25 protein-coding genes are annotated in these 24,102 nt (G+C 60.8%); 7 read left to right on the top strand and 18 right to left on the bottom strand.

Annotation, left to right across the window (positions count from 1 at the left end):
* Positions 1–1,188, bottom strand: a complete 1,188-nt coding sequence (locus LC094_RS17475) for an AAA family ATPase (RefSeq protein ID WP_226554082.1) — start codon at positions 1,186–1,188, stop codon at positions 1–3.
* A 76-nt stretch (positions 1,189–1,264) separates the two neighbouring features.
* On the bottom strand, positions 1,265–1,825 hold the full coding sequence (locus tag LC094_RS17470; protein WP_226554081.1) for a gamma-glutamylcyclotransferase: 561 nt from the start codon (positions 1,823–1,825) through the stop codon (positions 1,265–1,267).
* 91 nt (positions 1,826–1,916) lie between these two features.
* Between LC094_RS17470 and LC094_RS17465 the strand changes: the two genes are divergently transcribed.
* Entirely contained in the window at positions 1,917–2,918 is a 1,002-nt protein-coding gene (locus LC094_RS17465; RefSeq protein WP_226554080.1) for a DUF2125 domain-containing protein, read from the top strand.
* Between the two features lie 165 nt (positions 2,919–3,083).
* On the opposite strand, the gene LC094_RS17460 is transcribed toward LC094_RS17465, so the two are convergent.
* From LC094_RS17460 to LC094_RS17445, 4 genes are all read right to left on the bottom strand, one after another.
* A complete protein-coding gene (locus LC094_RS17460; RefSeq protein WP_226554079.1) occupies positions 3,084–3,836 on the bottom strand; it encodes an extensin-like domain-containing protein in 753 nt (250 codons plus the stop codon).
* Entirely contained in the window at positions 3,833–4,768 is a 936-nt protein-coding gene (locus LC094_RS17455) for a prephenate/arogenate dehydrogenase family protein (protein ID WP_319003308.1), read from the bottom strand. Before LC094_RS17455 ends, LC094_RS17460 begins: the two co-directional genes overlap by 4 nt.
* Positions 4,761–5,855 (bottom strand): histidinol-phosphate transaminase, encoded by a 1,095-nt coding sequence (gene hisC, locus LC094_RS17450; protein ID WP_226554078.1) that lies wholly within the window; start codon positions 5,853–5,855, stop codon positions 4,761–4,763. The genes LC094_RS17455 and hisC overlap by 8 nt, the downstream gene beginning before the upstream one ends.
* A gap of 145 nt (positions 5,856–6,000) precedes the next feature.
* Positions 6,001–7,032 (bottom strand): endonuclease/exonuclease/phosphatase family protein, encoded by a 1,032-nt coding sequence (locus LC094_RS17445; RefSeq protein WP_226554077.1) that lies wholly within the window; start codon positions 7,030–7,032, stop codon positions 6,001–6,003.
* Positions 7,033–7,374: 342 nt separating this feature from the next.
* Between LC094_RS17445 and LC094_RS17440 the strand changes: the two genes are divergently transcribed.
* Positions 7,375–8,013 (top strand): hypothetical protein, encoded by a 639-nt coding sequence (locus tag LC094_RS17440; protein ID WP_226554076.1) that lies wholly within the window; start codon positions 7,375–7,377, stop codon positions 8,011–8,013.
* Positions 8,014–8,100: 87 nt separating this feature from the next.
* On the opposite strand, the gene rpsD is transcribed toward LC094_RS17440, so the two are convergent.
* From rpsD to LC094_RS17425, 3 genes are all read right to left on the bottom strand, one after another.
* Complete coding sequence (gene rpsD / locus LC094_RS17435) at positions 8,101–8,721, bottom strand: 30S ribosomal protein S4 (protein ID WP_226554075.1); 621 nt, start codon at positions 8,719–8,721, stop codon at positions 8,101–8,103.
* Positions 8,722–8,922: 201 nt separating this feature from the next.
* The gene (locus LC094_RS17430) at positions 8,923–9,984 is read right to left on the bottom strand and encodes a Hint domain-containing protein (RefSeq protein ID WP_226554074.1); all 1,062 of its coding nucleotides are present in this window, start codon (positions 9,982–9,984) and stop codon (positions 8,923–8,925) included.
* A gap of 140 nt (positions 9,985–10,124) precedes the next feature.
* Positions 10,125–10,604, bottom strand: coding sequence for an aminoacyl-tRNA deacylase (locus LC094_RS17425; RefSeq protein ID WP_226554073.1), 480 nt, complete (start codon positions 10,602–10,604; stop codon positions 10,125–10,127).
* 375 nt (positions 10,605–10,979) lie between these two features.
* On the opposite strand from LC094_RS17425, the gene LC094_RS17420 reads away from it, so the two are divergent.
* From LC094_RS17420 to LC094_RS17405, 4 genes are read left to right on the top strand one after another with little or no spacing between them, the layout of a single operon-like run.
* Positions 10,980–12,023 (top strand): hemin-degrading factor, encoded by a 1,044-nt coding sequence (locus tag LC094_RS17420; protein WP_226554072.1) that lies wholly within the window; start codon positions 10,980–10,982, stop codon positions 12,021–12,023.
* Positions 12,024–12,899 carry a heme/hemin ABC transporter substrate-binding protein gene (locus tag LC094_RS17415; RefSeq protein ID WP_226554071.1) on the top strand — a complete coding sequence of 292 codons (876 nt, stop codon included), beginning with the start codon at positions 12,024–12,026 and terminating at the stop codon, positions 12,897–12,899.
* A gap of 4 nt (positions 12,900–12,903) precedes the next feature.
* Positions 12,904–13,989, top strand: a complete 1,086-nt coding sequence (locus LC094_RS17410; protein WP_226554070.1) for a FecCD family ABC transporter permease — start codon at positions 12,904–12,906, stop codon at positions 13,987–13,989.
* A gap of 1 nt (position 13,990) precedes the next feature.
* On the top strand, positions 13,991–14,803 hold the full coding sequence (locus LC094_RS17405) for a heme ABC transporter ATP-binding protein (RefSeq protein WP_226554069.1): 813 nt from the start codon (positions 13,991–13,993) through the stop codon (positions 14,801–14,803).
* A gap of 9 nt (positions 14,804–14,812) precedes the next feature.
* On the opposite strand, the gene LC094_RS17400 is transcribed toward LC094_RS17405, so the two are convergent.
* The 3 genes from LC094_RS17400 to LC094_RS17390 are packed head-to-tail and all read right to left on the bottom strand — an operon-like array spanning position 14,813 to position 17,697.
* Positions 14,813–16,111: a TRAP transporter large permease gene (locus tag LC094_RS17400; RefSeq protein WP_226554068.1), complete on the bottom strand. Its 1,299-nt coding sequence runs from the start codon at positions 16,109–16,111 to the stop codon at positions 14,813–14,815.
* Between the two features lie 16 nt (positions 16,112–16,127).
* Complete coding sequence (locus LC094_RS17395; protein ID WP_226554067.1) at positions 16,128–16,685, bottom strand: TRAP transporter small permease; 558 nt, start codon at positions 16,683–16,685, stop codon at positions 16,128–16,130.
* Positions 16,669–17,697, bottom strand: coding sequence for a TRAP transporter substrate-binding protein (locus LC094_RS17390; RefSeq protein WP_226554066.1), 1,029 nt, complete (start codon positions 17,695–17,697; stop codon positions 16,669–16,671). Before LC094_RS17390 ends, LC094_RS17395 begins: the two co-directional genes overlap by 17 nt.
* Positions 17,698–17,905: 208 nt before the next feature.
* Here LC094_RS17390 and LC094_RS17385 point away from each other — a divergent pair, with 208 nt between their 5' ends.
* Positions 17,906–18,619 (top strand): GntR family transcriptional regulator, encoded by a 714-nt coding sequence (locus LC094_RS17385; protein ID WP_226554065.1) that lies wholly within the window; start codon positions 17,906–17,908, stop codon positions 18,617–18,619.
* A 99-nt stretch (positions 18,620–18,718) separates the two neighbouring features.
* Here LC094_RS17385 and LC094_RS17380 read toward each other — a convergent pair whose 3' ends face one another.
* The 6 genes from LC094_RS17380 to LC094_RS17355 are packed head-to-tail and all read right to left on the bottom strand — an operon-like array spanning position 18,719 to position 23,923.
* Positions 18,719–18,910 (bottom strand): 2-hydroxymuconate tautomerase, encoded by a 192-nt coding sequence (locus LC094_RS17380; RefSeq protein WP_226554064.1) that lies wholly within the window; start codon positions 18,908–18,910, stop codon positions 18,719–18,721.
* Positions 18,911–18,913: 3 nt separating this feature from the next.
* A complete protein-coding gene (locus tag LC094_RS17375; protein ID WP_226554063.1) occupies positions 18,914–19,681 on the bottom strand; it encodes a 2-keto-4-pentenoate hydratase in 768 nt (255 codons plus the stop codon).
* The gene (gene dmpG, locus LC094_RS17370; RefSeq protein ID WP_226554062.1) at positions 19,678–20,697 is read right to left on the bottom strand and encodes a 4-hydroxy-2-oxovalerate aldolase; all 1,020 of its coding nucleotides are present in this window, start codon (positions 20,695–20,697) and stop codon (positions 19,678–19,680) included. Before dmpG ends, LC094_RS17375 begins: the two co-directional genes overlap by 4 nt.
* Before the next feature lies 1 nt (position 20,698).
* Complete coding sequence (locus tag LC094_RS17365) at positions 20,699–21,643, bottom strand: acetaldehyde dehydrogenase (acetylating) (protein ID WP_226554061.1); 945 nt, start codon at positions 21,641–21,643, stop codon at positions 20,699–20,701.
* 4 nt (positions 21,644–21,647) lie between these two features.
* Positions 21,648–22,442, bottom strand: a complete 795-nt coding sequence (locus tag LC094_RS17360; RefSeq protein WP_226554060.1) for a 2-keto-4-pentenoate hydratase — start codon at positions 22,440–22,442, stop codon at positions 21,648–21,650.
* Between the two features lie 11 nt (positions 22,443–22,453).
* On the bottom strand, positions 22,454–23,923 hold the full coding sequence (locus LC094_RS17355) for a 2-hydroxymuconic semialdehyde dehydrogenase (RefSeq protein WP_226554059.1): 1,470 nt from the start codon (positions 23,921–23,923) through the stop codon (positions 22,454–22,456).
* Between the last annotated feature and the right edge of the window lie 179 nt (positions 23,924–24,102).

Genomic DNA, 24,102 nt, shown 5'->3' with positions numbered 1-24,102 from the left:
TCAGACGCCTTGGCCGTCTTGGCCCAGCTCGCGGAGCGTCCGCGTCAGACCGGCAATCTCGGCACGCAGCTCGGCGAGGCTTTCTTGGCGCCCGGCAGAAAGTTCCTCGAGAATACGCAACAATTGCACGTCGATAGACCGCAGCCGCATCCGGGATTCAGCGTCGAGCCCGTCCTGATCCGGATCGCGTTTGCTCAGAGCCTCCACCAGCCGCTCCTGCCCATCGGCGACACGCGCCAGAACATCGACGGTGTCGTCTTCCCGACTTTGCCGCAGGTTCATCTGAGTGATGGACTCGGCGAGCCGTGCAAGACGCCCGTCGGTCTCCATCCGCCCCGCCTCCGCACGCGCAAAGAGCGTCTGCAACTCATCCATTTGGCGCCCCATGTGGTCGAGCACCGCGACCGCCCCCGACAGATCATCCCCGCCATCGCTGTCGCCCGCCACGCCAAGGCGCGTGATGGTCGAGAGCCATTCTTCCAACTCGCGGAAAAACCGGTTTTGACCATGCGAGGCGAAAAGCTCGAGCATGCCGACAACCAACGACCCCGCAAGCCCCAAAAGCGAGGAGGCAAAGGCCGTGCCCATGCCGCCCAACTGGCTTTCGAGCCCGCTCATGAGCTGGGTCAACACATCGCCTGCGCCTTCGCCCTCGGACGGCGAGAGCGAGCGAATGGTGTCCACAAGCGCAGGCACCGTGGTGGCGAGGCCGTAGAAGGTCCCCAGAAGACCGAGGAAAATCAAAAGGTTGGAGATGTAGCGCGTGATGTCGCGGGCTTCATCGATCCGAGTGGCAACCGAATCCAAGATGGAACGCGCCGAGGTCGAGGAAATCTGCGTCCGAGAATTGCGGTCCCGCAGCAAGGCGGCCAAGGGCGCCAAAAGACGCGGCGCAGTTTTGCCGGGCACTTTGGGCCGCTGGCCGGTGAAGCGTTCGATCCAGTTCACGGAGGCGACCAGTTGCACCACCTGCAAGAAGCAGGCGAGGATACCGATGATAAAGACGACGGCGATGAACCCGTTGAGATAGGGGTTGGCCAAAAACACCGGCCCGACCCGCGGCAAGGCCATGACCAGACCGGCCACAACCAGCCCAAGCACGATGATCATCAAGGTGATCTGGCGCACGGGTTGGGAAAAGAATTTTAGCTCGGCCTCACGCTCGGGTTTATACGCGGGTTGGTGCATGGACCCTGACCTTTTTGTCCTGTTACGGCCACGATAGGGGCAAGCCCCCCCTCTGCCAACACGCGATTTCGTGTGGTTACGGATTTAGGCGATGACGGACCATCTCTGACAGCTCAGTCAGCTCCATATCTTCCATGCCAAGCTCCGCGAGATGCAAGGCGGTCGAAAAAAGATACTCGCTGTTGGGGCCCCGCCCGCCGACCGCCGCCGCAATCACATCGGCCTGACGCTCAAGGCTAAGCGCGCCGGTGTATTGGTCGTGATCGGCATCGACGACATAGGCCAGCGCCGGTTCTTCGCGACCGTCCTCCAGCCGCAAAGTCACCTCACGTTCGAGATAGGCCGACGACACCAATTCCCGCTCCCGCAGATAAGCCAGCGTTTCCGCCGCTACATCAGGGGCAACGCGGAACGCCAACCCGCGGCACTGCGCAGAGGGGTCTTCATCCAGCGCCAAAACCAGACCAGGGTCTTCGGGCGTGCCCCGATGGTGGATCGACCACATGCAAAACGTGCGCGCATAGCCCGACAGCGTCGCAGGGTGGCGTTCGACAAAGGCGAAGCCCGGATTCCACATCAAAGACCCATAACCAAAGACCCAAAATCCGTCTCGCACCAACGCGTGATCGCCTGTCATCGCCTTTTCCTCATTGCCGCCTTTTCACCCGCCCGCCCCGCAGGTAAACACGGGGGACGGACTGACCCGATCCTTTTCACAAGAGGTGATCATGCGCAAACTGTTCTGGCTCGTTTTGGCCGCCGTCGTGATTTACACGGGCTATTGGATGATCGGCGCGAAGGGCACGGAAAGCGCGATCGCGGCTTGGGTCAACGCGCGCGGCGCCGAAGGCTGGCAGGCCGAGGTGTCCGACATCAAGACCCGCGGCTATCCGACCCGCTTCGACACGGAAATCCGTGAGCCGCATCTCGCAGATCCGCGCAGTGGCGTGGCGCTGTCCTCGCCCAAAATCGAAATTCTGAGCCAAAGCCACCGCCCCACGCGATTTACCCTGCGCATGGCGCCGGAGGTCACGCTCGCCTCGCCCTATCAGCGCCTCGACATCACGCAGGAGCTGGCCGAAGCACAATTGTTCGTCGATGCAGGCCCGAATTTGACACTCAATCATGCGGCCCTGACGCTCAACGATCTTCGCATGGTCTCGACCGCCACTTGGGGCCTGTCTCTCGACACGGGCGAGATCACGACGCAGCGTCAAGATAACGATCCGCTCACCCATGCCATCAAGATGCATGTCGCAGGCTTTGCGCCCACAGGTGGATTGATCGAAGATATTGATCCCAAAGGGCTTTTGTCCGATGAATTCGAGACGCTCGACCTCGATATGAGTGCCACCTTTGACGGGCCGTGGAACATCCACGCCCTCGAAGGCCCACGTCCGCAGCCGACAAAAATCGAATTGACCACGCTTGCGGCGCATTGGGGCGAGCTTGATTTGAAACTTGCAGGCCGTTTTGACATTGACGCGCGAGGTTATCCGGTGGGCAAGCTGGCGGTGAAGGCCGAGAACTGGCGCGAGATGATCGAGCTCGCGATTTCCATCGGCGCGATCCCGGAGAACATGAGCAAGCTGTCGCTGCGCGCAGGCGAAATGCTGGCGGGACTGTCGGGGCGCAAGGATACGATTGATGCGGAATTGACGCTGAAAGACGGGATGATTTCTCTGGGTTTCATCCCCTTGGGACCCGCGCCGCGCATTGTCATTCGCTAAGAGCTAGATACCTGACATTCGTCAGCTTTAACTTCAGATTAATCTGACTTTCGTCAGGCGAATTACACCCCTGCCTCACGCGTTAACCTTAATCTGGTTAACCTTAACGCATGAAAATAGGGGATCGGAGGGCCCAATCCCCATCGAGGAACACACCGTAAAGCCTTAACGGCAATAGCTTCCGGAACGATAGCGTGCCGTGTCGAAGTGGAAGTGATCGCGATGGTACACATCGCTTTCCGGCCCCAAGACCGTGCCAAACGGCCCACAGCCTGCGCGATGCAATTTGTGCATAAGCGGCCCATGCAGCGGGTCATTCCAGCCATTCAGAACAGAGATATGCGTCCCGTTTTTCAACCGCACGGCCGAAATATCAATGGCGCGCCCCCGTCCATGTTCCGAGATTTTCCCACCGGCCTGATTGTTGCGCGGACGACAGGCGTAGCTCGCGGCCACGTCCAGCTGCACTAGCCCACCACCCAAGCGCCCAACACTCGGCTTGACGCCTTTTTCGATCCAGGAGTGCAGCGCTTTTGCGGTCGTGCAATCCACCACCGCAGGCGTCGACAGGGCAACACCCGCAACCTCGGTGATTTGCACAGGTTCCTTGAGGCCACAGCCGGAAATGCGTCCAGGAATGGGCTTCAGGCTTTGCCCCCGGATCGCATTGACACCACAGACCGAACCTTTGCGCGGGTAGCGCACCTGCGTCACGACGGGGGCTTTGGGGCGCGGTTTCGGGACAGGCGAGGCCAAAGCCGTGGCAACGGTCGTCGTTTCAGAGGTTACAACGGACACCGGCGCAACTGTGCCCGGACGCGGCAGAGGGATCGGGGAGCTGTCGAGCGCAAAAATGGGCGCGGCGGACAGACTGAGGGCACTCAGAGCAAGGGCGCATATGACCGCCCGCCGTCTCATCCGCCCTTTTTGACACGACCGAAATCCGGCGCATCCGTGTCCTGACCCGCCTCGATGATGCCGCGACGAATGGCGCGGGTGCGGGTGAAATAATCATGAAGCGTATCACCATCACCGGTGCGGATCGCACGTTGCAGGGCGAAAAGCTCTTCGGTGAAACGCCCGAGAATTTCCAGCGCAGCGTCTTTGTTGGTCAGGAACACATCGCGCCACATCGTCGGGTCGGAGGCCGCGATCCGGGTGAAATCGCGAAAACCCGCGGCGGAGAATTTGATCACCTCTTGATCGGTCACCCGGCGCAGATCGTCGGCGACGCCCACCATCGTGTAGGCGATCAGGTGCGGCACGTGGGACACCACGGCGCAGACCGTGTCATGATGCTCCGGGTCCATCCGTTCGGTATCGGCACCCAAAGCGGCCCAGAAATCTTCGAGTTTCTTGACCTCGCCTTCATCCGCGCCCTCGGGCGGCACGATCAGGCACCAGCGGTTGTCGAACAGCTCGGCAAAGCCGGAACGCGGCCCGGAATGCTCTGTGCCGGCCATCGGGTGGGTGCCAATAAACTGCACGCCCTCGGGGATATGCGGCATCACCGCGTCGAGCACGGATTTTTTGACCGAGCCCACATCAGTGACCACCGCGCCGGGTTTCAGCGCGCTCTGGATCTCTTGCATCACCGGCCCCATTGCGCCAACCGGCACGGCCAGCACGATGAGATCGGCGTCCACCACCGCCTCAACGGCACTGTCGCAGACCCGATCCACAAGGCCGATTTCGCGCGCGGTCTCACGCGTCGCCTGTGAACGGGCATAGCCGGTGATTTCCCCCGCAACGCCCGCACGACGCATGGCCAAAGACATCGACCCCGCGATCAGGCCAAGCCCGATCAGCGCAACGCGATTGTAGATCACCGTTGATCCCGTCTCAGACACCGGCCTGTTCCCCGCGGAACTGGCCGATCACATGGGCAACACGACGGCAGGAGGCCTCGTCGCCGACGGTGATCCGCAGACAATTCGGCAGGCCGTAACCCGCCACACGGCGCACGATGATGCCGTTTTGCTTGAGGAACTCATCGCAGGCCTCGGCCTCGTCCTGATCCTGGAACCGGGCGAGGATGAAGTTGGCGCAAGACGTGTCCGAGGGCACCCCCAGCTCCATCAGTGCTTCGGCCAACCAAGCGCGCAGACGGGTGTTGTCCTCACGGCATTTCTCGACCCAATCGCGGTCTTTCACGGCGGCTTCGGCGGCGGCCATTTGCGCTTCCGACAGGTTGAACGGACCACGCACGCGGTTCAGCACGTCGATGATTTCCTGCGGACCATAGCCCCAGCCGACGCGCACGCCACCCAGACCGTAAATCTTCGAAAACGTCCGCGTCATCACCACGTTGTCCCGCGCCTCGACCAGAGCCGCGCCACCATCGAAGCCTTCGACGAACTCGGCATAGGCGCCATCGAGCACAAGGATTGCCTGCGACGGAATTTCCGAGGCCAGACGCGCGATGTCGCGTTGGCCGATCATCGTGCCCGTCGGGTTCGCCGGGTTGGCGATGAAGATCAGCTTGGTCTTCTCATTGCAGGCGGCGAGGATCGCATCCACATCCACCACACGCTCGCGTTCCGGCACACAAACCGGCTGCGCGCCCGCGGCACGGGCGGAGATTTTATACATGGAAAAGCCGTGCTCGGTGTAGATCACCTCATCGCCAACGCCCGCATAGGCCTGACAGAGGAAGGTGATGATCTCATCTGAGCCGACACCGCAAATGATGCGCCCGGCGTCCAGACCGTGCACCTCGGCAATGGCTTTGCGCAGGCCGGCGTGATCGGTGTTCGGGTAGCGATGGAGGGTGTGAACCGCCTTGGCAAAAGCTGTCTTGGCGCTTTCAGGCGCACCGAACGGGTTCTCGTTCGAAGACAGCTTGATCACATTGTCAACGCCCTGCACATGGCTGGCGCCACCCTGATAGAGGGTGATGTCGAGAATGCCGGGTTGCGGTTCGATCAAACGGGTCATGAGTCCACTCGCTTAGAATTGTCCGCCTCTCTTAGCGCCGCGCGTCCGACATTGCCAGACAGATGAGCAACCTCTGTGCAGTTGTTGCTTTGTCGTATCGGTGTGTGCCCCCATCGCCACGCATTGGAGCTACGCAGATGCCAGTTCACCCAACAGCCCCCGCCGCAGGTTTCCATTTGAACCCGGCACGGATGATGCCGTGATCGTTGGTGCCTGTCGCCTTATGGTCGTCAATGTTGAGGTGATCGTTGTCCACCGTCATCTCGTCAAAGGCCCAGAGGCGACGTTTGGAGTGATCGTAAAATTCCTGCGAAAACAGGATGTGATCGAGGCTCTCACGCTCCTTTTGATAGACATGCGTGTAGTACACATCCCGCGTCGAGCGGTATTCCTGAAGCGTCTGCGCGGTGTAGAGCGCATTGTCGCCACCGCCCTCGGACAGCCCCGTCAGATATTGCGGCTGTTCGGTCAAGATGTTGAGCGTGTTGGACAATTTACTGTCATTCATATCGCCGATCACCACAACGGGCGTGTTCGTGCCCTTGCTCAGTTTGGTGATGATCATCCGCAAAGCTGTCGCCTCCGCCGTACGGCGGATGGTGGAGACGGCATAACCCAGCGCCGTCAGGTGATCTTTGTGGGTGTCGCGCTCATACCACTCCTCGCGCCAAAGCTCGGTCGGGCGACGGGATTTGAAATGGCAGACAAAGACATGAATGACCGGCGTGTCCGGGTGCGGCTGAACGGTAAGATGCAGAACCGGGCGCGAGAAACTGGTGAGGGCCACCGCGATGCGATCTTGCTGCGGATCGTCACCGCCGGAAGCCAGCACCATCTCATCGGGAAATTCGGTGATCCATTCCGGGTCATCGACAAGAATATCCCGACGCACCAGTCCGGCACACACAATGCGACTGCCCGGATGACCGGGCGGGACAAGCGCCTGATGCGTGGCCTCAAGCCCGGCCATCTGCATCGCCTCTTGCAGGGCCTCCTCGGCCCAAAGCTCCTGAAAGCCCACGACATCCGCCGCGATGCGTTTCAAAACGGCGGCGGTGTAGAAAATCTTTGCGTCATATTCTTCGTCGGTCCAAGTGGAGCCAGAATACATCGCGTCACCGGGGGATTGCAGATTGTAGAGATTGAAAGACGCAAAAGAAATGTCACGCGCGGCCATCGCGGCCTCCCTGATACTGAGAACCAACCCGATCAACATAGCGCGAAACGGGATTCGGATCAGCCCGGCTTTCCTGGATAACACACCGCAATCCGTCGCTGTAAAAGCCTCGGACACTGCCGTCCCAAACCGGTTCGGCCCTGCGCGAAGCCAAGCCTGCTTAGTATTTCAGCACATCCGGCAACGCCCTGCGACAGTTTGATAAATCGGCAAGCGATCCGAACGAAGCAGCGTTTTTTGCGCGCATATCCTCCAATCTACGACCCCAAAAATTAGGCCCGATCCGGACGCAATGTTATACTTTGGTCTTAGACGCACATCTGAGAGTAAGGAGGGCACCAGATGAGACGCATCCTATTCCACGCAGTTCAACACCGCCTCGCCACGCTCAGCATCACCACAGCTCTTGCGCTCGCGCCGGCACTTGCCGGGGCGCAGAGCATGCTGACGGACGGGCGCACAGGGCCGGTCGAGATGACCGGCCACGCCCTTGACCACGCGATGATGGCACTCAATGACTTTGTCTCCGCCAAACAGGCGCAGAGCGACATCATGGGCACGCTCGATATGCCGCCCAACGATTTCGCCGAGGTCGCTCTCGCCAGCGGGGCACACCCTCTCGCGCAGGAAGAGGCCACGCGCAGCAGCTTTGGCTGGCCGATCAGCGGCGGCACATCTTTGGACACCCATCTCGTGGCGTTCAATCAAGACCTCGCGGAGCGTGGCGATGACCTGTTCTTGCGGATCGCAGCGACCGAAGCCGGTTCCAATCTGGATTTCGGCACCGTGGCCTCCGATGTGACGCTCACCGCCACCGATGCAGGCCGCATTCATAACGACAGGACACTCAATGACGAAATGGTCGCCCTGCGCGACGGGATGCGAGAATTTGACGACCGTCTGTCACGGCTGTCACGGTCCGTGCCTGAGGTGACCGGCACGTCGTTTGAGCGCTATATCGAGTCGCTGTCACTGTTCTGAGACCCCATCCGGGCAAAAACCAAAAGGCCGCCCCAAAGGGACGGCCTTTCGTAAATCTTCGAAGATCGGCTCAGAAAAGCGCGTGGCTTAGTTCTGAGCGTAGAATTCGATGACGAGGTTCGGTTCCATTTGCACAGCGTAAGGCACATCGGAGAGGCCCGGCTTGCGCACGTAGGTCGCGGTCATTTTGGAGTGATCGGCGTCGATGTAATCCGGCACGTCACGCTCGGCGAGACCCACAGCTTCGAGCACGATGGCGAGCTGTTTGGATTTGTCGCGCACTTCGATCACGTCACCCTCTTTCACACGGTAGGAGGGGATGTTCACGCGCTTGCCGTTCACGAGCACGTGGCCGTGGTTCACGAACTGACGGGCGGCAAAGACGGTCGGCACGAACTTCGCACGGTAGACGACGGCGTCGAGACGGGATTCCAGCAGACCGATGAGGTTTTCACCGGTGTCGCCTTTGATCCGCTCAGCGTCGGCAAAGATGCGACGGAATTGTTTCTCGGTCAGGTCGCCGTAGTAGCCTTTCAGCTTCTGCTTGGCGCGGAGCTGCAGACCGAAGTCGGACAGCTTGCCCTTGCGGCGCTGACCGTGCTGGCCCGGGCCGTATTCACGACGGTTGACCGGGGACTTCGGACGGCCCCAGATGTTTTCGCCCATGCGGCGGTCGATTTTGTACTTGGCAGACGTGCGTTTGGTCACGGCTGATCTCCTTCTAAACGTTTCGAAGGGCGTTGTCCTCTCCCCGGACGGTCTGAGCCGCGCCCCGGGTTGACAGGGTTCCTCTTGCGAGGGCCACCAACACCAATGAATAACCCGGCGCACATCTCTGCACACCGGATGGCGGGCTTATACAGTCGAAACCGGAGGAGTCAAGCGCCACGGGCGTTTTCTTAGAGCTCCTTAAGCGACCTTATGCAAAAGGATCGCCGTTTCCGCCGCAGACAAGGTCCGCCGCGCCGCAGGGCCGTACTCCTCGGTCTGATCCAAGAGATGCGGGAAGCGTTCCAAAAGGCTGGCGCGCTGGTCTTCCGCCACCTCATTCAGATCGGCAAATCCGGGATGGAAACTCTCGGTCTCCAACCCGTTGGCAAAGATCACCTGATGCGCATCGAACAAAAGATGGATGTAATCGAGCGCCTTGAGATGCCGCTCCGTCGTGATCGAGCGGTCATTCACCAAATCCTTGGCACAGACCAGAACCTCATCGGCATTATAGAGATCACGCGCCGCCTGCCCTCGGATCACCATCCGGTGTTGCGGCGAGACGATCAGGTCCTCATCCGGCTCGCCCATCCCCAACGCATCGGCCCGGAACCGCACCGGACGCAGCTCAGGCATCGCATAAAGCCGCGCGCCCGTGATGTGACGTCGCCCGATCCAGCGCAGCTTTTGCACCCCGTCATCCTTGGTCTGAATCGCATCGCCTTCGCACAGCGCTTCGACGGGCCGCGCGCCGTTGGGCGTCAGGATTTTCGTGCCGGGCGTGAAACAGATCACGCCACCGGGTGTGGCCTCTTTCGCCTCACGCGTGGCGGTAAGATGGGCCGAGACCACCCAAAGATCCGTGTCCACAGGCGGCATGTCGCCCAGAAACATCAACAAAGGCGTGCCCAATTCGGGCAGATCGATCAGTGTAATTTCATAGCGCTTGATGCCATCGGTGACATCAAATCCGCCATCGAACAGCCGCGTGCGGGTCTCAAGGTCGTGATACGCGGGCGCACCCACCAAAGCCGCACCGATCAGCCGACGCACCGAGTGCGCGGCCCGCTGATGCAACTCAGCCTGCCCGATTGCGTTCTCTAAGACGTAGACATCGCGTGCCCCATCAACGCAGACGGCCTCGCCGGTCCAACGCCATGCTGCGCCGACCGTCAATGCCGAAAGCGGTGCAGATCGAAGCCCGTCGAGCTCCCCCTGCGTCCACGCGATGACAAACGTGCCGGAAAAGCCCGTTCTCATTGCCTGTATGCCTGCCATAGTTCTTTTTTATTAGGGCCAAGCTACCACAGGCGATTCGCCGTGTTAATGTTTTTTTGACGCCTTTTCGCAGATTGAGAAGCGGCAGAGGGACGCATCGCCCTCTTCAAACCGCCTTGATGCTACTCGACCGAAATCGACGCCACACTCGTCCGCAGAGCTTCAATCGCCGGAGCCGGGTCGAGGCAGACCATCAAGCCCCGCTTGCCGCCATTGATCACCACGGGGGCCTCAACCGTCAGGATCGTGTCATCGAACACCGTCGGCACCGACTTTTTCTGACCGAAAGGACTGATACCGCCGGTGTGAAATCCGGTCAGGCGCTCGGCCTTCACCGGCGCCATCATCACGGCGGATTTTCCCTTGAGGGCCTTGGCGATTTTCTTCATCGACAGCGAGCGATCCGAGGGGATCACCGCACAGGCGGGCTTGCCGTCCAGTTCAACCATCAAGGTCTTGAACACCCGCTCCGGCGCCCAGCCGATGGCCTCCGCCGCCTGCAACCCGATCGGCCCATCGCCGCCGCCATAGTCATATTCGAAAACCTCATAGCTGAGGCTCTGGCGGTCCAAAAATCCGGTCGCGGGGGTGGCGGTACTCATGACGGCCCTCTTCGCCATTGCAATCGCCGTCCTTTATACCGCCGCCTTCGCGCAGAGAAAGAGCGAAGCTGACGCAAGGGCGGCGCGTGAAACGCACAGAGTCAATCTTGACAAAATAACTCAACAATTATACCCAACGCCAAACCGCAAGCGCTCCGGCAGCCAGCTCATCGTCTTGACATCTGACTTTGGGAGCCCGGCCTTGCCACGACACCCCGCATATTTGCCGCACCGCCGCCACCTCTCGGTCGCGCCTGCGCGCCGCAAATCCTGCCTCCCTTCGAATGCCAAGGTCCTCTGACCCAAGCCTGCGCGCGCGGGGTTTTCCTTCGTGTCCCGCGCGCCTTTTTCATCTCTTTTCATGAGGCCTCCACCATGAACAAGCCCCTCACAGCGGCCGACATCCGCGCCGCAAAATCCGAAAACACCCAAAAGCGCGACCGCGATCTGGCCGACAGCCTCGGCATCTCCGAGGCCGAACTGGTCGCCGCCCACGTTGGGACCTCCGATGACATCAGCGTCACCCGCATCTCGGCCACCCCCGACGATGTGATGCCGCGGCTGACCGCTCTGGGCGAGGTGATGTCGCTGACCCGCAATGTCTCCTGCGTCCATGAGCGCGTCGGCACCTTTGAAGAGTATAAATCCGGGCCGCATGCCTCGATGGTTCTGGGCAAGGAAATCGACACGCGGATTTTCCCGAAACATTGGGCCTTCGGCTTTGCCATCGAGAATGAAACAGAAAAAGGCCTGCGCCGCACTTTGCAGTTCTTCGATCAGGCGGGTGATGCGCTTCAGAAAGTCTTTCTGCGCGACAGCTCCAACCATGACGCTTGGCAACCTCTGATCGACGTGCTGCGCCTTGAGGATCAAAACCCCGAGATCGAGGTCGAACCGCGCCAGCCCACCGAAGGCGCAAAGGTCAATGAGGACAAGCGCGACATCTTGGTCGAAGAATGGGCGCGCATGACCGACACGCATCAGTTCAACCGGCTGGCGGCAAAACTCGGCATGAACCGCCTCGGCGCCTATCGCCTCGCGGGGGCTCCTTTCGTGCGCAAGGTCGCGCCCTCCTCTGTCGAGAGCTTCCTGAATGCCACCTCCGAGGCGCATCAAAAGGTGATCCTCTTCGTCGGCAACCGCGGCAACATTCAAATTCACTGGGGCACGCTCGACAACGTCAAACCGATGGGGCCGTGGCTCAATGTGCTGGACCCGCGCTTCAACCTGCATCTGCGCGGCGATCATCTGGCCGAGGTTTATGTGGTCGAGAAACCGACCAAACGCGGCCCGGCGATTTCGCTGGAGGCCTTCGACGCCGAAGGCGGGCTGATCTTCCAATGTTTCGGCCAGCGTGACGGCGACAGTGACGATCTCGCGCAATGGCATCAGATCCTCGCCGATCTGCCGGGGGCGTGAATGAAACATCTTCTGCTGAGCGCTGCGCTTCTCCTTCCCCTCTCGGCTCATGCTGAATCTGTTTCGGCTGAAAGCTACCCGGAGGCCACATCCATCGTCTCCATCGGCGGGCCGGTGACCGAAATCATCTACGCTTTGGGCCAGGGCGCGCGCATTGTCGCCCGCGACACCACCTCGCTTTACCCCGAAGAGGTCAACGACCTGCCCGACGTCGGCTACATGCGGCAATTGTCGGCGGAGGGCGTGCTCTCTGTTGGCCCCGACCTGATCGTCACGCGCGACACCGCCGGGCCGCCCGAGGTGCTCGATCAGTTGCGCAAAGCCGCCATTCCGATGGTCGACATCAAAGACGGATTTTCCGAGGCCGCCGTGATCGACGCGATCCACACCGTGGGTGCAGCCTTGGGCGTCCCCGAACGTTCCGACACCTTCGCCGCCGAGGTTCAGGCCCAATTCGACAGCCTGCATCAGTCAATCGAGAGCGCAGGCACCCCGCCCCGCGTCCTCTTTATCCTGTCCAACCAAGGCGGGCGGCTGAATGTGGCGGGCGCAGGCACAGGGGCCGATGGCATCATCACGCTCGCAGGTGCCGAAAACGTCATGGCCTCCGAGTATCAGGGCTACAAAATCATGAGCGACGAGGCGATCATCGCCACCGCGCCCGATGTCGTGTTGATGATGGAGCCCACAGGCGAAAGCGAGCATGACGGCAACCGCGCCGACATTCTCAACTTGCCTGCCTTGTCCCACACACCCGCCGGTCAAAACGGCGCTTTTGTCGAAGTCTCCCCGGCCGCTTTGGGCTTTGGCCCCCGCACGGCGCTCTTTGCCCAAGAGCTGCATGACGCGCTTTGGTCCGCAGCTGTTACAGAGTGAGCCAATGACCATCGCCGAGACCCGCCCTGTGCAAAACATGAAACCTCTCGCCGGAGACCGCCGTGCCAAAGCGCGTCTCTTGCGCCTCGGGCTCATCGCGCTTTTGGCGCTCACCATGCTCATGGGGTTGGGCTGGGGCGCGGCGGGCGACACCGATGTGATCGCCGCGCTTTTGGCCAAGTTCGGCATCGGCGAGGCGCGTCTGGTCGATATGACCGTGGTCTGGGACATCCGCATGCCGCGCGTGTTGACCGGGGCGCTCGTGGGCGCGGCTCTGGCCGTCGCAGGCGCGGTGATGCAGGGGCTGTTTCGCAACCCTCTGGCCGATCCGGGCCTTGTCGGCGTCTCGGCGGGCGCAGGCTTTGGCGCGGTGGCGGCGATTGTTTTGGGCGGGCTTTTGCCCTTTGCCCTTCAGAACCTTGTCGGCGCTTACCTCGTGCCTCTTGCGGCATTCTTCGGCGGCTGGGTCTCCACTTTGGTGCTCTATAAAATCGCCACGCGCGGGGGGCGGACCTCTGTCGCCACCATGTTGCTTGCGGGCATCGCCTTGGGCGCGCTGACCGGCGCGCTCACCGGCTTCATCGTCTACAAAGCCACCGACGACCAGCTCCGGGACCTGACCTTTTGGGGCATGGGATCGGTGGCGGGTGCGACTTGGGCGAAACTTTTGACCGCAGGTCCGATCATCGCGCTGGCGCTGATCACCGCGCCCTTTCTGGCCCGCGCTTTGGATGCTTTGGCTCTGGGCGAAGCGGTCGCCACCCATATGGGCATCGACACGCAGCGCATGAAACGCATTGCGATCCTGTCGGTTGCGGGCTCTGTCGGCGCCTCTGTGGCGATCACCGGCGGGATCGGCTTTATCGGCATCGTCGTGCCGCATCTTTTGCGACTGATCCAAGGCCCGGAACATCGCAACCTCTTGCCCAACGCCGCACTTCTGGGCGCGATCATGTTGTTGCTTGCAGATATGGTGAGCCGTCTGGCAGTCTCCCCCGCCGAGTTGCCCATCGGGATCGTCACCGCCTGTCTCGGTGGACCGTTCTTCCTTTGGATCCTCTTGAAAAACCGCGCCCTTTTGGAGAGTTGAGATGATTGTAGCCTCAGACATCAGCGTGCATTTCGGGGCGCGCAAAGTACTCGATGCGGTCGATTTTTCTGCCCGCGCGGGCGAAGTGACCGCCATCGTTGGCCCCAACGGGTCCGGCAAAACCACGCTTTTGCGCGCCATGACCGGGGAACAGGCGTTCACCGGCGAGGTCAGCCTCGATGGCACATCTTTGTCACAGCTTTCGGCACTCGATCTGGCCCAGCGCCGGGCGGTTCTGCCGCAATCGGGCAACATCGCCTTTCCCTTCACCGTGCTGGAGCTTGTCAGGCTCGGCCTGACCGCCGGGCTGTCGACCGGACGCGCGAGCGGCTTGGAACATCTGCCCCATGCGGCCCTTGCCCGTGTCGGGCTTGACGGTTTCGAAGGCCGGATGGTGCAGGAACTCTCAGGCGGTGAGCGGCAACGCGCGCAGCTGGCGCGCGTCTTGGTGCAAATCTGGGAGCCTGTGCTGGACGGGCAACCACGCTGGTTGATCCTCGACGAACCGGTTTCCGCGCTCGACATCGGGCATCAGCTCACCGTCATGGAGATCGCCCGCGACTACGCCCGGCGTGGCGGCGGGGTCATCGCCGTGATGCACGATCTGAACCTGACCTCGATGTTCGCGGATCGGGTGACGCTCTTGAGCGAAGGGAAACTCCGCGCCGAGGGCACGCCACGCGAGGTGCTGACCGATCATGCGCTCTCGGCCTGCTACGGCTGCGCGCTCAGGACCAACACGCCGCCGCCCTGTGGCGGGCCTTGGATTTTGCCTCAAGCCAGTGCCGTGACAAGCGCCGCCCTGCCCGCCTGAGGGCACGACCTACATCAAGCCAGGCAGGAACAGCGCGATGGAGGGGAAGAACAGCAGCACCGCGCTCCGCACCACGTCGATGGCGATAAAGGGCAAGAGACCTTTGTAAATCGTCGTCAGCCCGATGTTGCGTTCGACCGAATTGATGACGAAGACATTCATCCCGATGGGCGGTGTAATCAGCCCCAGCTCGATCGCCATGACGACCATGACACCGAACCAGATCGGATCGAAGCCGAGGCTGGTGACGACCGGGAACAGGATCGGCACGGTCAAAACCACCATCGCCATCGAGTCCAGCACACAGCCCAGCACCAGATAGAGGAGCAAGATCAGGACCATGATGCCCATCGGACTGATCGGCAGAGCGGTGAGATATTCCGCCACCTGCTGCGGTGCGCGGGTGATGGCGAGGAAATAGGAAAACAGCAGCGCGCCGATGAAGACGAAGAAGATCGAGATCGAAATGCGCAGGCTGTCGACGAGGCAGAATTTGATGTCCGCCCAAGACAGACGCCGACGCGCCACCCCGATCACCAAAGCCCCCACGGCGCCCAGCGATGCGGCCTCGGTCGGGGTCACGACACCGGCGTAGATGCCGCCGACCACCAGAAGAAACAACAAGGCGATGGCCCAGACATCGCGCAGGGATTTGAACCGCTCGCCCCAGCCCTGACGCGGCCCCACAGGCATGTCGTCCGGCCGCATGTAGGCGAGGATCGACACCGTCAGCATATAAAGCGCGACCGCCAGAAGACCCGGCACCAGACCGGCGATAAAGAGTTTGCCGATGTCCTGTTCGGTGATGATGCCGTAGACCGCGAGCACGATAGAGGGCGGGATCAGGATGCCGACCGTGCCGCCCGCGGCGATCACACCGGAGGAGACGGAGTCGGAATAGCCCGCCCGGCGCATTTCCGGCAAAGCCACCTTGGTCAGCGTCGCAGCCGTCGCGATGGAGGAGCCGGAAATCGCGGCAAACCCAGCGCAAGACGCAATCGTCGACAGCGCAAGCCCGCCGCGCCGATGCCCCAACCAGGCCCCGGCCGCGCGGAACAATTCATGGCTCATGCCGGATCGGGTCGCGAAAGCGCCCATCAGGATGAACATGGGGATCATCCCCAGATGATAGGTGGTTGCCGTCGACAATGGCGAGAGCGATACAAGGCGAAGCGCCTGCGACGGGCCGACCACAGCGGCAAAGCCCCCAATGCCGACAAGGCTCATCGCGATGGCAATCGGCACGCGAATGGCCATCATGAGGAACAGGGCGACGAAGCCCACGATCATAACCGTTTCCCGGTCCATTTCAGCCTCTTTATGTTTATTCTTCGATCATGTGGACCGGCTGGTCCTCATGCATATGCGGTGTGTCATCCGTGAGAATGAGCCAAAGCCGCACCGCCGTGGTAAGCGTTGCAAGACCGGCGCCGATGACCATCAGCCAATAGGCCGGCCAAATCTGAAACCGCAGATCATAGGAATGCTCGCCGGTGGCAAACACGTCCTGCGCATTCTTCGACATCATCACGGTCAACACCGCAAAGGACACCAGCACGAGCAAGGTGGAGATGAAATCCATCACCCGACGCCAGGTCTTGCCCAACATCTCATAGAGCAGATCGACGGAGATATGCGTGCCCGTGTAATTCACCGTCGCCACACCCCAGAATATCGCCACGCCAAGCGCCAGCCGCCCGATGTCGTGGCTGTCGGGGATCGGCGCGGAGAACGCATAGCGCATCACGGCAGAGCCAAAGGCCAAAAGCGTCACCAGCCCCATGAGAAAAGCGGCCGCGAATTCGACCCAAGCGGTGAAACGACGGAGCCCGTAGTCCCCGCCGGAGGAGACATCACGGGGCGGGTCAGAATTTTGCGTCATGGGCTTCAAGCCGCTCCACAAAGGCCTCATAGATCGCATCCGCATCGAGCCCCTTGGCCGTGACATTGGCTTTCCAGTCGTCCAACAGGAAGGCCGACGCGTCTTTCCATTGCGTCAGCTCCTCATCGGTCAACTCCAGCACATTGTGCTCCGGGTTCTCCTGAAACAGGCGCTTGCCCTCATTGTCGAATTCGACCCAACCAGACGCAATCTTCGCGCCCCATTCCGGAGAGCAATGATCGTCGATCACACCCTGCTGGCTCCCGGAGAGAGAGGCATAACGATCCTTGTTCATCGCGATGATGAAATTGGTCACATAAAGCGGCATGTCGGGGTGATATTTGACCACGTCATCCATGCCGAAAATCGAAACAGAGCGCCACGGGAAGGTGATGCCATCTGCCGCGCCGCGTTCGATCACTTCGCGCGCCTCGGAGGGGCCGACCTGAACGGAGGACCCGCCCATGCTCTGGATCAGACGCCCGATGGTGCCATTGGCCGGACGAATGGTTTTGCCCTTCATGTCGGCGGGAACACGGATTTCGGACGAGCTGTGCAAAGTGCCCGGATCGTGTAGGTGCACGACACAGAATTTCACGTCCCCCATCTCCTGATCTTTATACTCCGCGTACCATTCGTTCATCGCCTCGGTGCCCCCCAGACCCGATTTGATGAAAAACGGCAGCTCGCCCAATGCGATGATCGGGAAACGCCCCGGCGTATGCCCCGGATTGGCCCAGACGAAATCGGCGATGCCGAATTTCGCGATGTCATATTCATCCTCGGCCTTGCCGAGCTGGCCGGCGGGGAAGAAGCTGATGTCCAGTGTGCCGTTCGAGGCCGTGCGGATGCTATCGGCCCAGACCTGAAAGCCTTGGGAATGCAGCGGGTGTTGGGTCGGCAGATCGTGCGAGAAGCTCATCTCTACCACCTTCTCCTCCGCCTGAGCGCCCCCGATGACGCCACCAGCCAAAACCGCGGCGCAAAGCGCGCCGGTCAGCTTATATTTCATGATGTCTCTCCTCCATTTTCAGCCGCGCGTGCCAGCCTCCCTGGCGCCCGCGACTCCTCCTCTGCAAAAGAGATTAGCGGTCAAAATCGTTGCGTCAAATAAAAAACGATTATTTTTGCCAAACCTGCAATGATAGCAAATCCTCGACATTTGAACGGCGCGGTGCCATTGCTAAGGAAAGACACGCATCCCTCAAAGCCAAAGCGATATGAACGAACCACATCCCCTTGCCTCCGGCGACAAATCCCAAGGCACCAGCAAGAAAACCGCCATCGAAACGGTCCAGGAACAAATCCGCGAACGGGTGATCTCGGGCGCGTTGGGGCCGGGCGAGCGATTGCATGTCGATAAATTACGTTTGGAATTCGGCGTCTCCACCTCGACCATGCGCGAGGCGATCTCGCGCCTGTTGATCGACGGGCTGGTGACCTCGGAACAGCAACGCGGCTTTCGCGTCGCCCCTCTGACGCTCAAAGATTTCCGCGACATCACAGATGCCCGCAAAATGATCGAGGCGCAGGCCCTCCGCATTTCCCTGAGCAACCGGTCCGACGTCTGGGAGGCCGATCTGGTCGCCGCCTATCACCGCCTGTCGCGGATCGAAGAGCGGCTGATCGGCGAAGGCAAACCCGAGTTCGCCCATGACTGGGACACGTGGAACTCCAATTTTCACGATTGCCTCGTGCAGAATTGCGACAACGCCTGGCTGAAACGCTTCCGCCGAACGCTGCACCAACATTCCTATCGCTACCACCGCCGCCTGATCGGCGACCGCTCCCTGCCCCGCGATGTGCGGATCGAGCATAAGGCGATTTTCGACACTGCGATTGCGGGCGACATCGAGGCCTGTGTTGCGGCCATCGAGGCGCATATCGAGAAGTCCTACACCGATCTCACGCAGCAGCATGATCTGAGCGAATAAGCCCCGAAACGGAAACGGCAGCGCTTTGAAAACCGCTGCCGTCCCACCAAATTTCGACCCACACGCTTCAACCGGCCTCGGCGTCTGCGTCTTGCTCCGTCACTCCGGGCTGACGAATTTCTGATGGCCCGCGACACCCCAGTTTTCCGGAGGCACCTCGCGGATGCAGACCCGGACAGCCTCAATCGGCGCGCCGATGGCCTCGACGGTTGCCTCCGTCACCTTCTCAATCAGCTTGGCTTTCATCTCCGGCGTGCGGCCTTCGACCAATGTCACTTCGATGAACGGCATGGCTTACTCCCCGATATTGAACCCGATCTGACCGAGGTTTTCGACCTCAAGCAGCACGGATTGCCCCGCTTCCATCGGGATCGCCGCCGTCGCGCCGCCCGCGAGAACGATGTCGCCGGGTTTCAACTCCTCCCCCGCCGCAGCCACCATCCGCGCCGCCGACACGAGCGAGCGCACCGGATGGCCAAGGATCGCAGCCGTTGACCCGATTTCCTTCGGACGGCCATTGATTGACAGGACCATACCCAAATTCGAGATGTCCGTCTCCGGGCTATGCCATGTACCGACCACAAAACCGGACGAGGACGAATTGTCCGCGATCACGTCACCGACATCGAATTTGAACGCCTTGTAGCGACTATCGATGATCTCAAGCGCAGGTGCCACGGCCTCCACCGCCGACATGGCCTCCAATGCGGAGACTTTGCCAGAGAGCGGTGTCTTGATCAAAAACGCGATCTCCGGCTCGACGCGCGGGTGGACATAGTTCGCCATCGAGACCACGCCGCCTTCCTCTTCGCGCATCGCGTCGGTCAGGCGCCCCCAGGTCACGTCAGAGACGCCGACTTGAATCATCTTGGCCCGCGATGTCAGCCCCATTTTGATGCCGATGCGCTTTTCGCCGCGCGCGTAGCGGCGCTGCATCGAGAGGGCCTGAACCGCGTAGGCCTCCTCGACGCTCAACACCCGCGTGTCGGAGATTTGCGGGATTTCTGTGGCCGTGCGCGCCGCTTCATCCACGTAGTCTGCCAGCTCTGCGAGGCTTTTCATGCTGCGGCCTCCTTGGCTTTGACCATATCGAGAGCCACGTCGACGATCATGTCTTCCTGACCGCCGACCATATGGCGCTTGCCCAGTTCCACGAGAATATCGCGCGTGTCGAGGCCGTACATCTCGGCGGCGCGTTCGGCGTGGCGCAGGAAGCTGGAATAAACCCCGGCATAGCCCAACGTCAGCGTCTCGCGGTCCACCCGCACCGGGCGGTCCTGTAGCGGGCGCACCAATTCTTCGGCGGCGTCCTGCAATTTGAACACGTCGCAACCATGCTCCCAACCATAGAGATTGGCGACGGCAGCGAAGGCCTCGATCGGCGTATTGCCTGCGCCCGCGCCCATACCGGCAAGCGAGGCATCGACGCGGTAAGCACCATGCTCGACGGCCACAACCGAATTCGCCACCGAGAGCGACAGGTTCTCATGCATATGCGCGCCGATCTGGGTCTCAGACTTCAAAGCAGCCTTATAGGCCTTCATCCGCGCAGAGACGTCTTTCATCGTCAGACGCCCGCCAGAATCGGTGCAATAAACACAATCCGCACCGTAGCTTTCCATCAACTTGGCCTGTTCGGCGAGGTTCTCGGGCGGGTTCATATGCGCCATCATCAAAAAGCCCGAGACATCCATGCCCATCTCTTTCGCAGCGGCAATGTGTTGCGCGGCGACGTCGGCCTCGGTGCAATGGGTCGCGACGCGCACGGAGACGACCCCCGCGTCATGCGCCTTTTTCAGGTCATCGAGCGTGCCGATGCCCGGCACCAAAAGGCAGGTCAACTTGGCCCGTTTCACCACTTTCGCGGCTTCGGAAATCCACGCCACATCGGTCTGGCGCCCGAACCCGTAGTTGAAGGTGGACCCCGCCACCCCATCGCCATGGGTCACCTCGATGGCGTCCACTCCGGCCTCGTCCAAAGCCTCGGCAATCGCGCGCACATGGCCCAGATCGTATTGGTGGCGCATCGCATGCATGCCGTCGCGGAGCGTCACGTCCTGAATGTAAACCTTGGTCATCTCACGCGGCCTCCTTGACCCAATTGCGTTTGTGAACGAGGGCTTCTGCGGTCTTCATCGCCGCCGAGGTCATGATGTCGAGGTTCCCCGCATAGGCCGGCAAGAAATGCGCAGCCCCTTCGACCTCCAAGAAGACCGAGACCTTGAGGCCAGTAAACACCCCGCCGCTTTCCGGGATGGTCAGCGGGTTGTTGTCACCAAAATGTTCGAACTGGATCTCTTGCTTGAGGCGATAACCCGGCACATAGGTTTTCACCTCTTCAACCATTTCAAGGATAGAGGTGCGGATCGCATCTTGGTCGGCCTCTTCGCACAGGCAATAGACCGTGTCGCGCATGATCACCGGAGGCTCAGCCGGGTTCAGAATAACAATCGCCTTGCCGCGTTTCGCACCACCAACTTGTTCGATGGCCTGCGCGGTGGTTTGGGTAAACTCGTCGATATTGGCACGCGTCCCCGGCCCTGCGGATTTCGAGGACACAGAGGCGACGATTTCGCCGTAGATCACCGGCGAAATACGGTTGATCGCTGCGACCATCGGAATGGTCGCCTGGCCGCCACAGGTTACCATATTGACGTTCATCTGGTCGAGATTGGCATCCAGATTGACCGGCGGAATGGTGAAGGGGCCGATGGCGGCAGGCGTCAGGTCGATCACCTGTTTGCCATCTTTTTGCAGCACCTCATTGTGACGCTTATGCGCCCCCGCCGAGGTGGCGTCGAACACGATGCGGATGTCTTTATATTCGGGCAATTTCACAAGCCCCTCGATGCCCTCATGCGTGATCGCCACATTGAGCCTCTGCGCACGCGCCAGACCATCGGACGCGGGGTCGATCCCAACCATCGCGGCCATGTCCAACACCTTGGAATTGCGCATGATCTTGATCATCAGATCGGTGCCGATGTTGCCCGATCCGATGATGGCACATTTGATCTTTTCCATAGTCTTATTCCTTTGCGAAAGCGGCACGGACGGAGCCCAGACCGTTGATCCGAGCTTCGAACACATCGCCGGGCTCAGCGGTGGCAAAAGGGCCCAGCGCCCCGGAGAGAATGACATCGCCGGGGCCAAGCGGGCGCCCGGCCTTGGCCATGGTCCGCGCCAGCCACAGAGACGCATTGAGCGGGCTGCCCATACAGGCCGCGCCTGCGCCGACCGACACCGGCTCGTTGTTTTTGGTCATCACCATGCCGCAGAGACGCGGATCGAAATCGCCGGGGCGTTTCGGGGTCTGGCCCAAAACGTAAATGCCAGACGAGGCGTTGTCCGCGATGGTGTCAGTGATGCGGATGTCCCAATCCTTGACCCGCGAGCCAACGATTTCGAGCGCAGGCACCGCGTAGCCGATGGAGGCCATCAGATCGACCATGGTCAGATGCGCGCCATTCAGAGGCGCCGCGACGACATAGGCGATCTCCGCCTCGACCTTGGGCTGTTGCACGGCGGAGAGCGGAATTTCCTCGCCGTCCATATATTCCATATCGGCGAACAGCATGCCGTAGTCCGGCTGATCGACGCCGAGCTGTTTTTGCACGGCGACGGAGGTCAGACCGATCTTGCGGCCGGACAAAATACGTTCCTCGCCGCCCAGCCAACGCTTGGTGTTGATCTCCTGCACGGCATAGGCCGCCGCCACGTCGCCCTCGTCCAGCAGGTCGCGGATCGGCCCGCCGGGCGTGCCGCTTTGCCAGGCCTGCCAAAGCTGGTCGGCCGCCTTTTGAATATTCGCTTCACTTGTCATCAATCTGTCCTTCAGAGTTTCACGCAGACGTTGGTCAGCTCGGAATAGAACTCCAGACCATGCACCCCGCCCTCGCGCCCGATGCCAGACTGTTTCGCGCCTCCAAAGGCCGTGCGCAGATCACGCAGGAACCACGAATTGACCCAGGCCAGTCCCACGTCGATCTGACGCGCCACACGATGCGCTTTCGTGAGGTTCTCGGTCCAGATCGCCGTCGCGAGACCGTATTTCGTGTCATTGGCGCGCCGGATCACCTCGTCTTCGCTGTCAAACGGCGCGATGTGACAGACGGGGCCGAAAATCTCTTCCTTGATGCAGCGGGCATCTTCCGCAAGCCCGGTCCAAATCGTCGGCTGAACCCAAGCGCCACCTTTGAGATCGTCCGGCATCTCGGGCGCGCCGCCACCGGTGACGACCGTTGCACCCTCCTCGACGGCAAGCTTGTAGTAGGACATCACCTTGTCCTTATGCTCCTGCGAAATCAGCGGCCCCATGGAGGTTTCCGGGTCTTCCGACGGCCCGAGCTTCATCATCTCGACGCCTTCTTTCAGGCGAGAGACAAAGTCGTCAAAGATCGGCCTTTCAACATAAACGCGTTCGGTGCCGAGACAGACCTGACCGCAATTCGAGAAGGCCGAGCGCAGCGTGCCCTCGATCGCCTTGTCCATATCCGCATCTGCAAACACGATCCCGGCATTCTTGCCGCCGCATTCCATCGACACCTGACGCAGCCCCTTGGCGGCGGATTGCATGATCGCCTCGCCGGTGCGGGTCTCGCCCGTAAAAGTGATCGCATCAACATCCGGGTGCGCGGTCAGATAGGCGCCTGCGCTGTCCAGGCCAAAGCCGTGCACCACGTTGAACACGCCCTTCGGCACGCCCACCATGTTCATCACCTCGCCCAAAAGCGTGGTCGTGAGAGGCGTTTCCTCCGAGGGTTTCACGATCACCGTATTCCCGCAGGCAAGCGCCGGGCCGACCTTCCACGTCATCAGCAAGAGCGGCAGGTTCCACGGGCTAATCACTGCGATCACGCCTTTGGGTTTGCGCACGCCGTAGTTCACCGCGCCAAAACCGTCGGGCGTGTCGAGCATAAAGCTCTCCGTCGGGACGTTTTTCACGAGATCGGCAAAGATTTTGAAATTCGCCGCGCCCCGTGGAATGTCGACATGGGACGCCAGCCCCTTGGGCTTTCCGGTGTCCAAAATCTCCGCCTCCAGAAAATCGTCGAACCGGCGATTGATCTCATCGGCCACGGCATGAAGCATCTCCGCCCGCGCCGCCAAGGGCATATACCCCCAGTCACCACGAAGCGCTGCGCGTGCCGCCGCCACCGCCGCGTCCACCTCGGGTTGGCGCCCTTCAGGCACGATGCCGATCCTCTTGCCGGTCACCGGCGAGATATTGTCGAAGGTCTTTCCCGAGGTGCCCGACGTGAATTCCCCATCGATGAAATGCATCGCGTCGCGTGTGGAGGTCATGAACCCGTCTCTCATTTTTGCTCTCAATCATTGCTCGGGCGAAGCCGCGCCCTGTGGGGGATCATGGTGAAAATTTATCGTTCATGTCAAATAAAAACGATTTTTAATTCGAACTTGGGTTTTAAACGATTTTATATCAAAGACCTCGAAAGAGCATTTCGTGCACCGGAGCAGCCAGT

The organism is Celeribacter naphthalenivorans, from assembly GCF_020524585.1.
In the GTDB taxonomy this organism is placed as follows: domain Bacteria; phylum Pseudomonadota; class Alphaproteobacteria; order Rhodobacterales; family Rhodobacteraceae; genus Celeribacter; species Celeribacter naphthalenivorans.
Note: the sequence above shows the minus strand (reverse complement) of the source record. Positions and strands in the feature narration are given on the sequence as shown.

Excerpts from the sequence above, each read along its gene's own strand:
- dmpG (WP_226554062.1), bottom strand. The coding sequence starts at position 20,697 with ATGACCAAGGTTTACATTCAGGACGTGACGCTCCGCGACGGCATGCAT.
- LC094_RS17405 (WP_226554069.1), top strand. The coding sequence starts at position 13,991 with ATGATTGTAGCCTCAGACATCAGCGTGCATTTCGGGGCGCGCAAAGTA.
- LC094_RS17415 (WP_226554071.1), top strand. The coding sequence starts at position 12,024 with ATGAAACATCTTCTGCTGAGCGCTGCGCTTCTCCTTCCCCTCTCGGCT.
- LC094_RS17395 (WP_226554067.1), bottom strand. The coding sequence starts at position 16,685 with ATGACGCAAAATTCTGACCCGCCCCGTGATGTCTCCTCCGGCGGGGAC.
- LC094_RS17470 (WP_226554081.1), bottom strand. The coding sequence starts at position 1,825 with ATGACAGGCGATCACGCGTTGGTGCGAGACGGATTTTGGGTCTTTGGT.
- LC094_RS17375 (WP_226554063.1), bottom strand. The coding sequence starts at position 19,681 with ATGAAAAGCCTCGCAGAGCTGGCAGACTACGTGGATGAAGCGGCGCGC.
- LC094_RS17410 (WP_226554070.1), top strand. The coding sequence starts at position 12,904 with ATGACCATCGCCGAGACCCGCCCTGTGCAAAACATGAAACCTCTCGCC.
- LC094_RS17465 (WP_226554080.1), top strand. The coding sequence starts at position 1,917 with ATGCGCAAACTGTTCTGGCTCGTTTTGGCCGCCGTCGTGATTTACACG.
- LC094_RS17365 (WP_226554061.1), bottom strand. The coding sequence starts at position 21,643 with ATGGAAAAGATCAAATGTGCCATCATCGGATCGGGCAACATCGGCACC.
- hisC (WP_226554078.1), bottom strand. The coding sequence starts at position 5,855 with ATGACCCGTTTGATCGAACCGCAACCCGGCATTCTCGACATCACCCTC.
- LC094_RS17440 (WP_226554076.1), top strand. The coding sequence starts at position 7,375 with ATGAGACGCATCCTATTCCACGCAGTTCAACACCGCCTCGCCACGCTC.
- LC094_RS17460 (WP_226554079.1), bottom strand. The coding sequence starts at position 3,836 with ATGAGACGGCGGGCGGTCATATGCGCCCTTGCTCTGAGTGCCCTCAGT.
- LC094_RS17385 (WP_226554065.1), top strand. The coding sequence starts at position 17,906 with ATGAACGAACCACATCCCCTTGCCTCCGGCGACAAATCCCAAGGCACC.
- LC094_RS17400 (WP_226554068.1), bottom strand. The coding sequence starts at position 16,111 with ATGGACCGGGAAACGGTTATGATCGTGGGCTTCGTCGCCCTGTTCCTC.
- LC094_RS17425 (WP_226554073.1), bottom strand. The coding sequence starts at position 10,604 with ATGAGTACCGCCACCCCCGCGACCGGATTTTTGGACCGCCAGAGCCTC.
- LC094_RS17390 (WP_226554066.1), bottom strand. The coding sequence starts at position 17,697 with ATGAAATATAAGCTGACCGGCGCGCTTTGCGCCGCGGTTTTGGCTGGT.
- LC094_RS17420 (WP_226554072.1), top strand. The coding sequence starts at position 10,980 with ATGAACAAGCCCCTCACAGCGGCCGACATCCGCGCCGCAAAATCCGAA.
- LC094_RS17430 (WP_226554074.1), bottom strand. The coding sequence starts at position 9,984 with ATGAGAACGGGCTTTTCCGGCACGTTTGTCATCGCGTGGACGCAGGGG.
- LC094_RS17380 (WP_226554064.1), bottom strand. The coding sequence starts at position 18,910 with ATGCCGTTCATCGAAGTGACATTGGTCGAAGGCCGCACGCCGGAGATG.
- LC094_RS17445 (WP_226554077.1), bottom strand. The coding sequence starts at position 7,032 with ATGGCCGCGCGTGACATTTCTTTTGCGTCTTTCAATCTCTACAATCTG.
- LC094_RS17360 (WP_226554060.1), bottom strand. The coding sequence starts at position 22,442 with ATGACAAGTGAAGCGAATATTCAAAAGGCGGCCGACCAGCTTTGGCAG.
- LC094_RS17475 (WP_226554082.1), bottom strand. The coding sequence starts at position 1,188 with ATGCACCAACCCGCGTATAAACCCGAGCGTGAGGCCGAGCTAAAATTC.
- LC094_RS17355 (WP_226554059.1), bottom strand. The coding sequence starts at position 23,923 with ATGACCTCCACACGCGACGCGATGCATTTCATCGATGGGGAATTCACG.